Source organism: Serratia sp. AR11, from assembly GCF_056376275.1.
In genome coordinates this window covers 3,768,095-3,781,291 of sequence record NZ_CM150739.1, presented here as the reverse complement: position 1 = coordinate 3,781,291, position 13,197 = coordinate 3,768,095, and the positions used below count along the sequence as shown (strand labels likewise).

Here is a 13,197-nt window from a genome sequence, read left to right as displayed (position 1 = left end):
GCCATGAAAATTACAGGGAAGAGTCCAGGCTGATTTCATCCAGCGACAGGCTGAAGCTGGGGATAAACACCTTCATGAAATAATCCATCTCCGGGCTGCTGCGCTGTTGCAGGGTCTTTTCCAGCCGCGCTTTTGCCAGTTTGAATTCGTTATTGCCGGCAGATAACTCCTCCAGACATTTCAGGTAGGCGCACAGCGCATCGGCCTGTTTAACCACCAATTTTTCGTCTTCGGTGTAATAGTGTTCATCGAGGATCGAGCGGAAATCGTTACGCAATTCTTCCGGGATCATATCCAGCAGTTTCTGTTGGGCGATCTTTTCGATCTTCTTATACTCGTGGGCGATCTGCGGATTGTAGTATTTGATTGGCGTCGGCATGTCGCCGGTAATCACTTCGCTGGCATCATGGTACATCGCCAGCAGGGCGACGCGATCGGCGCTCAGGTTACCATTGAACTTGCGGTTTTTGATCACCGCCAGCGCATGGGCAACGAATGCCACCTGCAGGCTGTGCTCGGAAACGTTCTCGGTGCGGACATTGCGCATCAGCGGCCAGCGGTTAATCAGTTTCAAGCGGGACAGATGGGCAAAAAAGTGGCTCTGGCTCATGGTGCTCTCTTTTACAACGGCAAGTGAGAACTCCATTGTGAGCAGTGATGGCGGGTTATGCAACTCGGGCCGTGCGGTTAGGATTCGGCGGAGGGGAAGGGGCGCAGCATGCTGCGCCCACAGAGACTACTGGCGATAACCTTCCAGGAAACGCCCCAGTTTGCCCACCGCCATTTCCAGTTCATCCACACGCGGCAGCGTTACTATGCGCACGTGGTCCGGGTACGGCCAGTTGAAGGCGCTGCCCTGCACCAGCAGCACTTTTTCCTGCAGCAGCAGATCCAGCACCATTTTCTGATCATCATGAATATTAAAGCGCTTGGCATCGATGCGCGGGAACATATACAACGCGCCCTGAGGTTTCACGCAGGAAACCCCTGGGATCTGGTTCAACAGCTCCCAGGTGCGGTTGCGCTGTTCATACAGACGGCCGCCGGGTTGAATAAATTCATTGATACTCTGGTAACCGCCCAACGCCGTTTGGATCGCGTGCTGCATCGGCACGTTGGCGCACAGACGCATCGACGCCAGCATTTCCAGCCCTTCGATATAGCCCTTGGCATGTTTCTTCGGCCCGTTCAGAACCATCCACCCCTGGCGGAAACCGGCCACGCGGTAAGTTTTGGACAGCCCGTTGAAGGTGACGGTCAGCAGATCCGGCGCCAGCGCCGCGATCGAATGGTGCTCGGCTTCGTCATACAGGATCTTGTCGTAGATCTCATCGGAGAAGATGATCAGGTTGTGCTGACGGGCGATCTCAACAATCTGCTCCAGCAGTGCTTTGCTATAGACCGCGCCGGTCGGGTTATTCGGGTTGATGATCACAATGCCACGGGTGCGTGGGGTGATCTTGCTGATGATATCATCCAGATCCGGGAACCAGCCGGCTTCTTCATCACACAGGTAGTGCACGGCTTTGCCGCCGGACAGCGAAACCGCCGCGGTCCACAGCGGATAATCCGGTGCCGGCACCAGCATTTCGTCGCCGCTGTTGAGCAGCGCCTGCATGGATTGCACGATAAGCTCGGAAACCCCATTGCCGATGTAGATATCCTCAACGGTCACGTCACGTATGTTGCGCGCCTGGTAGTGCTGCATGATCGCTTTACGTGCCGAGAAGAGCCCTTTGGAGTCGGAATAGCCTTGCGCCGTGGGCAGATTGCGGATCACGTCGACCAGGATTTCGTCAGGGGCGTCAAAACCAAACGGGGCAGGGTTACCAATGTTCAGTTTGAGGACTTTATGGCCTTCTTCTTCAAGACGTTTAGCTTCTTTGAGCACCGGGCCGCGAATGTCATAGCAGACGTTGTCCAGTTTGCTGGATTTCTCAATGGGGGACATAGAAAGTTGAGCCTTTTGCTGGGATGGGGGCGTTCCTACCGTGGAACACCGCAACCTGCCCAATGTACTCCTGGCGCTGACGCTTTTGAAGGGTTGTGCACGCCTTTGGTGCAAACGAAGGGCTCAGAGGTTGATTTCAGGGATGATAAACAATGTTAAAGTATTTTTCTGGTGTTTAATTCTTGTTTTTGTTTTATTTGTAGTTATTTAATCTGATTTGATGCGGGTGAGCAGAGCTATAAAGGCCCATGCCATCGACGCTGAGCTAACTGAAGGGACTTTACTGTTAAGCCACAGAGGGGATTTAACGGAGTTAAAATGTAAAGAAATGATAATGCCAGAGTCGTCTGATGGCCGCTTGTCCATCGGCGATCCAAACTGAATCATAAGAAAATTCACATTAGCGCTATTTTAGTTTCTCTGTTAAGCCGCATTTAAGTAGTTATTCCTTAGTTATTGACGGGATAAATGTTACTGATTGAATTTATTAAAATCATTAAAAAATGTACCGGCCGTTACAACAGAAACTTCTTACTCTTTCGCGTATAGGAAGACGCTCAGGCCAGTCTGGCTGCGGAGGTTGTGCAGCACAATTGGTGTGGTAATCCCGCTATCTGAGTGAGTAAAATATATTGTTCGGTAAAAATGAAACAATTGCACCACTTATAACGTCAGTCGTTGTATAAGCATTCTCGATAGATCACATTTTAAAAGGCGATAGAGGTAACGAAATAAAAGTAATTTTTTTGCCCTCCACTAATGAGTGGGGTACTGTCATGTCTGACATCGTCCCTTTTAAACGATGTCTTAGAAACACACCAGGGTAGTTTGTAAATTAGAATTTAAAAAGTGAAGAAAACACTATGACAACTGCAAATCGTCCGATACTCAATCTCGACCTCGATCTGCTAAGAACCTTTGTAGCTGTTGCTGATTTGAATACTTTTGCGGCGGCGGCAGTCGCCGTTTGTCGTACTCAATCAGCCGTCAGCCAACAAATGCAGCGGTTAGAGCAACTGGTTGGCAAAGAGTTGTTTGCCCGTCATGGGCGCAACAAATTACTGACCGAACACGGTATTCAGCTTCTCGGCTACGCCAGGAAAATCCTGCGCTTCAACGACGAAGCCTGTACTTCTCTGATGTACAACAATATTAAAGGTGTTCTGACTATTGGCGCTTCTGATGATACCGCCGATACCATCCTGCCTTTCCTGCTTAATCGCGTCACTTCGGTGTATCCAAAACTGGCGATTGATGTCCGGGTGAAACCCAGCTCGTTCATGATCGACATGCTGGAAAACGGTGAAGTCGATCTGGCTATTACCACTATGGCTACCGCGGATCGCCCGCACATTGTGCTGCGTACTTCGCCAACCCTGTGGTATTGCGCGGCAGATTACCATTTCCAGGCCGGCGAACCGATCCCGTTGGTGGTGATGGACGAACCCAGTCCGTTCCGCTCGATGGCGATCAAACATCTGGATGAAGCCGGGATCCCATGGCGGATTGCTTATGTGGCTTCGACGTTGTCCGCCGTTCGCGCAGCCTGCAAGGCCGGATTGGGCATCACCGTTCGGCCGATTGAAATGATGAGCCCGGACCTGCGGGTGCTCGGTGCAATGGAAGGGCTACCGGCCCTGCCAGATACTCAATATAGCCTGTGCCAGGATACCCAGTGCGGCAATGAGCTGGCGATGGCGATATTCAGCACCATGCAGAACGGCAACGACAACTACAGTTTCAGTGGGCCGAGTCCCTCGCTGGAAGATGACGCCTGTCTGGTTGACGATGAGGAATAACGCCCAAAAGCGTTAAACCGGGTAATAAAACCTCTGCTTCGGCGGAGGTTTTTTTTGCCCTGAATTCGATGAAAGTTAGATTTATGAGGGTTTAGATTGGTTTTAAAAGTGAAGGTGTTATTTGTTGGGCTTAAAGATTGTTAATGAGAACGGTTATCAGACGAAAAAATAGTCTTTCGGTCATTTATTGAACGAATAATTATAAAGGTAAAGGCCTGGAATCAATATGGTTATTTTGGTAGTTTGTGGCGGGCCGATTTGACCGGCGGGATTGACAAAAATTATTAAAGGGCCACACTTTTTTTGAGGGTTTATGCTGAAAACGTGTCCTGGATCAAAAAAATACCCCTAGGTAGTGAGTGGAAGAACAGGAGATTCCTGAGACAATGGTATAGTAAAACTGAAATGAGCATGTTGGTTTATATCTATCTGTTTCTACACATCAATTAACTGACACGATTTAGCCTAAGCCGGTCGCATCAAATGTTAATTAAATGATGAGTATGTAAACTAGTGTGTAGATACTTTTGTCAAAGTTGACAAAAGGTTATAGAAAGGAGTAAAAAGCCCACAGTAAAACGCTGGCTAACTTGCTGTAATAGCAGTTTGTTTGTGTGGTTTATTTATCCTTCCCTTAAATCGATGTGGTGCACTAACTGCCAGAAACAAGAGCAGAGCGATCGACGCCACTTTTGATGAGTAAGCATAGAGTATGTCAACAACCACTGAAGTTATCGCTCATCACTGGGCGTTCGCCGTATTTTTTGTCGTGGCAATCGGGCTTTGCTGTTTAATGCTGATGGGCGCGTTCTTCCTGGGTGGGAGAGCCCGTGCGCGCGCCAAACATACCCCGTTTGAATCAGGCATCGACTCGGTCGGCACGGCGCGCATGCGTCTGTCCGCCAAGTTCTACCTGGTCGCCATGTTCTTCGTTATTTTCGATGTTGAAGCCTTGTACCTTTACGCCTGGTCGGTCTCCATACGTGAGAGCGGTTGGGTAGGCTTCATCGAAGCCGCCATTTTCATTTTGGTGTTATTGGCTGGGCTGGTTTATCTGGTGCGTATTGGCGCATTGGATTGGACTCCGGTGCGCTCCAGGCGCCAGAGCAAGCCAGGCACAATCAAAAACGCCACCAACAGTCACCCGCAGTAGTCGGTTAAAAACGAGGCATTAAGATGGACTATACGCTCACCCGCATAGACCCGAACGGTGAGAACGACCGTTACCCCCTGCAAAAACAGGAGGTCGTCGCCGATCCCCTGGATCAACAGGTTCACCGCACGGTTTACATGGGTAAACTCGAACATGCATTGCATGACATGGTGAACTGGGGGCGTAAAAACTCTATTTGGCCGTATAACTTCGGTCTTTCGTGCTGCTACGTGGAGATGGTGACGTCGTTTACCGCCGTTCACGACGTGGCCCGCTTTGGTGCCGAAGTTCTGCGTGCATCGCCACGTCAGGCAGACCTGATGGTGGTGGCCGGTACCTGCTTTACCAAGATGGCCCCGGTTATTCAGCGTCTGTACGAACAGATGCTGGAGCCAAAATGGGTGATCTCCATGGGTGCCTGCGCCAACTCCGGTGGCATGTACGATATTTATTCCGTAGTACAGGGCGTGGACAAGTTCCTGCCGGTCGACGTGTACATTCCTGGCTGCCCACCGCGCCCGGAAGCTTACATGCAGGCACTGATGCTGTTGCAGGAATCTATTGGCAAAGAACGCCGCCCTCTGTCCTGGGTTGTCGGCGATCAGGGTGTTTACCGCGCCAACATGCAGTCTGAAAGAGAGCGTAAACACGGCGAGCGTATCGCGGTGACCAACCTTCGGACGCCTGACGAGATTTAAGACGTTCATTTAACGTCCATCTTAGTGCGCTATTGGTTAACACAGCGAAAAGTGAACTTGCGGCGAAATAACCCTTCAGTGTGGTGAAAAAAATTATGACAGATTCAACGACGCACGACGCATTGCCGGCCTGGCAAACCAGAGATCACCTTGACGACCCGGTGATTGGCGAACTGCGCAACCGTTTTGGGCCGGAAGCCTTTACTGTTCAGCCCACCCGTACCGGAATGCCCGTGGTATGGGTCAAACCTGACCAGTTACTGGAAGTAATGACGTTTTTGAGAAAACAGCCGAAGCCTTACGTCATGCTGTTCGATCTGCATGGCGTGGACGAGCGTCTTCGCACCCACCGCGACGGTTTGCCGGCTGCGGATTTTTCTGTTTTCTATCATCTGATTTCTATCGAACGCAACCGCGACATCATGCTGAAAGTGGCGCTGTCTGAAAAAGACCTGCACGTGCCCACAGCGACCAAGGTTTTCCCTAATGCCAACTGGTATGAGCGTGAAACCTGGGAAATGTTCGGTATTACCTTCGACGGCCACCCGCACCTGTCGCGCATCATGATGCCGCAAACCTGGGAAGGCCACCCGCTGCGTAAAGACTACCCGGCACGCGCCACCGAGTTCGATCCCTTTGTGTTGACCAAACAGAAAGAAGATCTGGAAATGGAAGCGCTGACCTTCAAACCGGAAGACTGGGGCATGAAGCGCGGCACCGAGAACGAGGACTTCATGTTCCTTAACCTCGGCCCGAACCACCCGTCTGCGCACGGTGCATTCCGTATCATTCTGCAGCTGGATGGCGAAGAGATTGTCGACTGCGTACCGGATATCGGTTACCACCACCGTGGCGCCGAGAAGATGGGTGAGCGTCAGTCCTGGCACAGCTACATTCCGTACACCGACCGTATCGAGTACCTCGGCGGCTGCGTGAACGAAATGCCTTACGTGCTGGCGGTTGAGAAACTGGCCGGTATCAAGGTGCCGGATCGCGTTGATACCATCCGCGTGATGCTGTCCGAACTGTTCCGTATCAACAGCCACCTGCTGTACATCAGTACGTTCATTCAGGACGTCGGCGCCATGACCCCGGTGTTCTTCGCCTTTACCGACCGTCAGAAAATCTACGATCTGGTTGAAGCGATTACCGGTTTCCGTATGCACCCGGCCTGGTTCCGTATTGGCGGTGTCGCACACGACCTGCCGCGCGGTTGGGACCGTCTGTTGCGCGAGTTCCTTGAGTGGATGCCAAAACGTCTGGATTCCTACGTCAAGGCTGCGTTGAAGAACAGCATCCTGAAGGGCCGTTCCGTCGGCGTGGCATCCTACAATGCTAAAGAAGCGTTGGAGTGGGGCGTCACTGGTGCAGGCCTGCGCGCCACCGGTATCGAGTTCGATGTGCGTAAATGGCGTCCGTATTCCGGCTATGAGAATTTCGACTTCGAAGTTCCGGTCGGTGACGGCAACAGCGACTGTTACACCCGCGTAATGCTGAAGGTGGAAGAGCTGCGTCAGAGCCTGCGCATTCTCGAACAGTGCCTGAACAACATGCCGGAAGGCCCGTTCAAGGCCGATCACCCGCTGACCACGCCGCCGCCGAAAGAGCGCACGCTGCAGCACATTGAAACGCTGATCACCCACTTCCTGCAGGTTTCCTGGGGCCCGGTGATGCCAGCCAACGAATCATTCCAGATGATTGAAGCCACAAAAGGGATCAACAGCTACTACCTGACCAGCGACGGCAGCACCATGAGCTATCGCACCCGGGTACGTACGCCAAGCTTTGCGCACCTGCAGCAAATCCCAGCGGTAATCCGTGGCAGCCTGGTCTCCGACCTGATCGTCTATCTGGGTAGTATCGATTTTGTAATGTCAGATGTGGACCGCTAACTATGCATGATCAAAAAGACAATCACGCGAATAACCAAGCGCTTGAACCTATCAATGCGGCCGCTCCCCAGAGCGGCGTTGATGCATTTGAGCTGAGTGCGGAAGAACGTGATGCGATCGAGCACGAAAAGCACCATTACGAGGATCCACGCGCTGCCTCCATTGAAGCACTGAAAATTGTGCAGAAGCAGCGTGGCTGGGTTCCGGATGGGGCGATTCATGCCATCGCGGAGCTGCTGGGCATTCCTGCCAGCGACGTAGAAGGCGTGGCCACGTTCTACAGCCAGATTTTCCGTCAGCCAGTAGGGCGCCACGTGATCCGTTATTGTGACAGCGTTGTTTGTCACATCACCGGTTACCAGGGTATTCAGGCCGCCATTGAGAAGAAGCTGAGCATCAAACCGGGTCAAACCACCTTTGATGGCCGTTTCACTCTGCTGCCAACCTGCTGCCTGGGCAACTGCGATAAAGGGCCAACCATGATGATTGATGAGGACACTCACAGTCAGCTGAAGCCTGAAGATATCGAGACGCTACTGGAGCAGTATCAATGATTAAAGACATTGTACGCACTCCCGAAATGCACCCGCTGACCTGGCGGCTGCGCGATGACAAACAGCCGGTCTGGCTGGATGAATATCGCAGCAAGAACGGCTATGCCGGTGCTGAAAAGGCGATTAAAGGCCTGGCTCCGGACGAGATCGTCACCCTGGTGAAAGACGCCGGGCTGAAAGGTCGCGGCGGTGCAGGTTTCTCCACCGGTCTGAAGTGGAGCCTGATGCCGAAAGACGAATCCATGAACATCCGTTACCTGCTGTGTAACGCCGATGAAATGGAGCCGGGCACCTATAAAGACCGCTTGCTGATGGAGCAACTGCCGCACCTGTTGGTGGAAGGCATGCTGATTTCGGCGTTCGCGCTGAAGGCTTATCGTGGCTACATCTTCCTGCGCGGTGAGTACATCGAAGCTGCGGTGCATTTGCGCCGAGCGATCGCCGAAGCCACCGAAGCCGGTTATTTGGGCAAGAACATCATGGGCAGCGGCTTCGACTTCGAGCTGATTGTTCATACCGGTGCCGGTCGTTACATCTGTGGCGAAGAAACCGCCCTGATCAACTCGCTGGAAGGCCGCCGTGCCAACCCGCGTTCCAAGCCACCTTTCCCGGCTTCCTCCGGCGTTTGGGGCAAACCGACCTGCGTCAATAACGTAGAAACCCTGTGTAACGTTCCGGCGATCCTGGCGAACGGCGTTGAGTGGTACAAGGGGATCTCCGCCGGCAAGAGTAACGATGCCGGTACCAAACTGATGGGCTTCTCCGGCCGGGTGAAAAACCCAGGCGTTTGGGAGCTGCCGTTTGGTACCACCGCACGTGAAATTCTGGAAGATTACGCCGGTGGTATGCGTGACGGTCTGCGTTTCAAAGCCTGGCAGCCAGGCGGCGCGGGCACCGACTTCCTGACTGCCGATCACCTCGATCTGCCGATGGACTTCGAGAGCATCGGTAAAGCCGGTAGCCGTCTCGGCACTGCACTGGCGATGGCAGTAGACCACGAGATTGGCATGGTTCCGCTGGTGCGCAACCTGGAAGAGTTTTTCTCTCGCGAGTCCTGCGGCTGGTGTACGCCATGCCGTGACGGTCTGCCGTGGAGCGTGAAGATCCTGCGTGCGCTGGAAAACGGCGAAGGGCAGCCGGGGGATATCGAAACCCTTGAGCAGCTGTGCCGTTCTCTCGGCCCGGGCAAAACCTTCTGCGCCCACGCGCCAGGTGCCGTAGAGCCACTGCAAAGCGCAATTAAATATTTCCGTGAAGAGTTCGAAGCGGGCATCAAAGTGAAGCACTTCAGCAACGCGCATGCGATTGGCGGTATTCAGGCCAATAATCTGCTGAAGCAACGCTGGTAAGCCGACTCGCCCCGACGACACGGCCAGAATTTTTGATTAACGCCTGCCGCAAGGCAGGCCACTTGGAAGCATGCTGACTATGGCTACGATTCATGTAGACGGCAAAGAATACGACGTAGATGGGGCTGACAACCTGCTGCAGGCTTGTCTCTCCCTCGGGCTCGATATTCCTTACTTTTGCTGGCATCCGGCGCTGGGAAGCGTCGGCGCTTGCCGCCAATGTGCGGTAAAGCAATACCAAAACGCGGAAGATACGCGTGGCCGTTTGGTGATGTCTTGTATGACACCGGCATCCGATGGAACCTTTATTTCCATCGACGATGGCGAAGCCAAACAGTTCCGCGAAAGCGTGGTTGAGTGGTTGATGACCAACCACCCGCACGACTGTCCGGTATGTGAAGAAGGCGGTAACTGTCACCTGCAGGATATGACAGTAATGACCGGCCACAGCTTCCGTAAATACCGTTTCAGTAAGCGTACTCACAACAACCAGGAGCTGGGGCCGTTTATCTCGCATGAGATGAACCGCTGTATCGCCTGTTACCGTTGCGTGCGCTACTACAAGGATTATGCGGACGGCACCGACTTCGGTGTGTACGGCGCGCACGACAACGTCTACTTCGGACGCGTCGAGAGCGGCACGCTGGAAAGTGAGTTTTCCGGCAACCTGGTGGAAGTGTGCCCGACTGGCGTGTTCACCGACAAAACCCACTCCGAGCGCTATAACCGTAAGTGGGACATGCAGTTTGCACCGAGCATCTGCCAGCAGTGCAGCATCGGCTGTAACACCAGCCCGGGCGAGCGCTATGGCGAACTGCGGCGTATCGAAAACCGTTATAACGGCAGCGTGAACCACTACTTCCTGTGTGACCGCGGCCGCTTCGGTTATGGCTACGTGAACCAGAAAGATCGTCCACGTCAGCCACAGCAACTGCGTGGCGACGACTGGATCACCCTGAACGCCGAGCAGGCGATGCAGGGCGCGGCGGATATTCTGCGTCAGGCGAAGAAAACCATCGGCATTGGCTCACCACGCGCCAGCCTGGAAAGTAACTTCGCACTGCGTGATTTGGTGGGTGCCGAGAACTTCTATACCGGTATCTCGCAGGCCGAACAGGGCCGTCTGGACCTGATGCTGAACGTGCTGCAAAACAGTGGCGTTCACACGCCTGCGCTGCGCGAAATCGAAGGCTATGACGCCGTGCTGGTGTTGGGTGAAGACTTGACCCAGACCGGCGCACGTATTGCCCTGTCGGTACGTCAGGCGGTGAAGGGCAAGGCTCGCGCCATGGCTGCGGCCCAACGCGTTGCCGACTGGCAGATTGCTGCGGTGCAGAACATTGGCCAGCACGCCAAACACCCGCTGTTCGTTACCAACGTGGATAACACTCGTCTGGACGATATCGCGGCATGGAACTACCGTGCACCGGTGGATGAGCAGGCGCGCTTCGGCTTCGCCATCGCCCATGCGCTGGACAACGCGGCTCCGGCAGTCAACGATTTGGCTGACGGCCTGAACAAGAAAGTCGATATCATCGTGCAGGCGCTGACCGACGCGCGTAAACCGTTGATCATCACCGGCAGCAACGCCGGTAGCGAAGCCATCATCGAAGCGGCGGCCAACATCGCCAAGGCGCTGAAGGATCGCGGTTCTGACGTCGGCATCACCTTCGTAGCCAGCGCCGCCAACAGCATCGGTTTGTCGATGATCGGCGGCGGTTCGCTCGATCAGGCGCTGATCCAGTTGGAAAGCGGCGAAGCCGACACGGCCATCGTGATGGAAAACGATCTCTACCGGCATGCGCCGGCGGCGAAAGTGGACGCTGCACTGGCCAAGGTCAGTAACCTGATCGTGGTCGATCATCAGCGCACCGCCATTATGGATAAAGCTAATCTGATCCTGTCGGCGGCCAGCTTCGCGGAAAGCGACGGTACTCTGGTCAATCAGGAAGGCCGCGCTCAGCGTTTCTTCCAGGTTTACGATCCGGCGTACTACGACGACGCGAAGAAAGACGTTTACACCGTAATGCTGGAAAGCTGGCGTTGGATGCACTCGCTGCATTCCACCTATACCAGCCGCCACGTGGACTGGACGCAGCTTGATCATGTGATCGAAGCCTGTGTTACCGCGTTGCCGCAGTTGCAGGGCATTGTGGACGCCGCACCGGACGCGAGTTTCCGTATCCGCGGTCAGAAACTGGCGCGTTCTCCGATTCGCTCCAGTGGCCGTACGGCGATGCGCGCCAATATCAGCGTGCACGAACCGCGTCAGCCGCAGGATAAAGACACCATGTTCGCCTTCTCAATGGAAGGGAACAACAGCCCGTTCGCCGACCGCCAGCAGATCCCATTTGCCTGGGCACCAGGTTGGAACTCACCGCAAGCATGGAACAAGTTCCAGGCCGAAGTGGGCGGCAAGCTGCGTCATGGCGATCCGGGCGTGCGTTTGATCGAAGCGGGGGAGGGCAAACTGGGTTACTTCGACCGCGTGCCTGCCGCCTTTGGTCAACAGCAAGGCTGGCGTGTTGCGCCTTATTACCACCTGTTCGGCAGTGATGAAATGTCACAGCGTTCCGGGGTGATCCAGCAGCGCATGCCGGATGCCTATGTGATGGTCAATCCGACCGATGCGGCTGCGCTGGGCGTCAATGCCGGTGCGCTGGTGGAGTTCAGCTGTGCGGGCCAGACCCTGCGTCTGCCGGTGCGTCTGAGTGAAACCCTGACCCAGGGCCAACTGGGCTTACCGCTCGGCTTGCCAGGGATCCCGCCGGTACTGGTGGGTGCAACGGTTGAAAATCTGCGGGAGGCGACACGATGAGCTGGTTTACCCCTGAGGTGATCGACATTCTGATCTCCATTGTTAAAGCGGTAGTGATCCTGCTGGTCGTAGTCACCTGTGGGGCATTCATGAGCTTCGGCGAACGCCGTTTGCTCGGTCTGTTCCAGAACCGTTATGGACCAAACCGTGTCGGCTGGGGTGGCTCGCTGCAGCTGGTCGCCGACATGATCAAAATGTTCTTCAAGGAAGACTGGGTACCGAAATTCTCCGACCGGGTGATCTTTACCCTGGCGCCGATGATCGCCTTTACTTCCCTGTTGCTGGCATTTGCCATCGTCCCGGTCAGCCCGACCTGGGCGGTGTCCGACCTCAACATCGGTATTTTGTTCTTCCTGATGATGGCCGGCCTGGCGGTATACGCCGTGCTGTTCGCCGGCTGGTCGAGCAACAACAAATACTCGCTGTTGGGGGCGATGCGTGCTTCTGCGCAAACCCTGAGCTACGAAGTGTTCATCGGCCTGTCGCTGATGGGCGTGGTGGCACAGGCGGACTCCTTCAACATGCAGGCGATCGTTGAATCTCAGGCGCATATGTGGAACGTCATCCCGCAATTCTTTGGTTTCATTACCTTTGCGATTGCCGGTGTGGCGGTGTGTCACCGTCACCCGTTTGACCAACCGGAAGCCGAGCAGGAACTGGCTGACGGTTACCACATTGAATATTCCGGCATGAAGTTCGGGCTGTTCTTTGTGGGTGAATACATAGGTATCGTCACCGTTTCTGCCCTGATTGTGACGTTGTTCTTCGGTGGCTGGCAGGGTCCATTCCTGCCGCCATTCGTCTGGTTCGCGCTGAAAACGGCTTTCTTCATGATGATGTTCATTCTGATTCGTGCTGCTCTGCCACGTCCGCGCTATGACCAGGTGATGTCCTTCGGCTGGAAAGTGTGTCTGCCGTTGACGCTGCTGAACCTGCTGGCGACTGCCGCCGTCATTTTGTACAACGCTCAATAAGGGGTGAAT

General features: G+C 54.4%; 10 protein-coding genes. 8 read left to right on the top strand and 2 right to left on the bottom strand.

The window, feature by feature from the left end:
* Positions 1-10: 10 nt before the first annotated feature.
* The gene (yfbR, locus tag ACSOSI_RS17760) at positions 11-610 is read right to left on the bottom strand and encodes a 5'-deoxynucleotidase (protein ID WP_017893493.1); all 600 of its coding nucleotides are present in this window, start codon (positions 608-610) and stop codon (positions 11-13) included.
* Positions 611-736: 126 nt separating this feature from the next.
* The gene (locus ACSOSI_RS17755) at positions 737-1,951 is read right to left on the bottom strand and encodes a pyridoxal phosphate-dependent aminotransferase (protein WP_476705885.1); all 1,215 of its coding nucleotides are present in this window, start codon (positions 1,949-1,951) and stop codon (positions 737-739) included.
* 863 nt (positions 1,952-2,814) lie between these two features.
* Here ACSOSI_RS17755 and lrhA point away from each other — a divergent pair.
* From lrhA to nuoH, 8 genes are all read left to right on the top strand, one after another.
* Positions 2,815-3,750, top strand: a complete 936-nt coding sequence (lrhA, locus tag ACSOSI_RS17750; RefSeq protein ID WP_261131637.1) for a transcriptional regulator LrhA — start codon at positions 2,815-2,817, stop codon at positions 3,748-3,750.
* 712 nt (positions 3,751-4,462) lie between these two features.
* The gene (locus tag ACSOSI_RS17745) at positions 4,463-4,903 is read left to right on the top strand and encodes an NADH-quinone oxidoreductase subunit A (protein ID WP_012146022.1); all 441 of its coding nucleotides are present in this window, start codon (positions 4,463-4,465) and stop codon (positions 4,901-4,903) included.
* 23 nt (positions 4,904-4,926) lie between these two features.
* The gene (locus ACSOSI_RS17740; RefSeq protein WP_012146021.1) at positions 4,927-5,601 is read left to right on the top strand and encodes a NuoB/complex I 20 kDa subunit family protein; all 675 of its coding nucleotides are present in this window, start codon (positions 4,927-4,929) and stop codon (positions 5,599-5,601) included.
* 95 nt (positions 5,602-5,696) lie between these two features.
* Positions 5,697-7,493 carry an NADH-quinone oxidoreductase subunit C/D gene (gene nuoC / locus ACSOSI_RS17735; protein WP_012146020.1) on the top strand — a complete coding sequence of 599 codons (1,797 nt, stop codon included), beginning with the start codon at positions 5,697-5,699 and terminating at the stop codon, positions 7,491-7,493.
* 2 nt (positions 7,494-7,495) lie between these two features.
* Complete coding sequence (gene nuoE, locus ACSOSI_RS17730) at positions 7,496-8,047, top strand: NADH-quinone oxidoreductase subunit NuoE (protein WP_012146019.1); 552 nt, start codon at positions 7,496-7,498, stop codon at positions 8,045-8,047.
* The gene (gene nuoF, locus ACSOSI_RS17725; protein ID WP_012146018.1) at positions 8,044-9,396 is read left to right on the top strand and encodes an NADH-quinone oxidoreductase subunit NuoF; all 1,353 of its coding nucleotides are present in this window, start codon (positions 8,044-8,046) and stop codon (positions 9,394-9,396) included. Before nuoE ends, nuoF begins: the two co-directional genes overlap by 4 nt.
* Before the next feature lie 79 nt (positions 9,397-9,475).
* A complete protein-coding gene (gene nuoG / locus ACSOSI_RS17720; protein WP_476705884.1) occupies positions 9,476-12,214 on the top strand; it encodes an NADH-quinone oxidoreductase subunit NuoG in 2,739 nt (912 codons plus the stop codon).
* Positions 12,211-13,188, top strand: coding sequence for an NADH-quinone oxidoreductase subunit NuoH (nuoH, locus tag ACSOSI_RS17715; protein WP_012146016.1), 978 nt, complete (start codon positions 12,211-12,213; stop codon positions 13,186-13,188). The genes nuoG and nuoH overlap by 4 nt, the downstream gene beginning before the upstream one ends.
* Positions 13,189-13,197 lie beyond the last annotated feature (9 nt).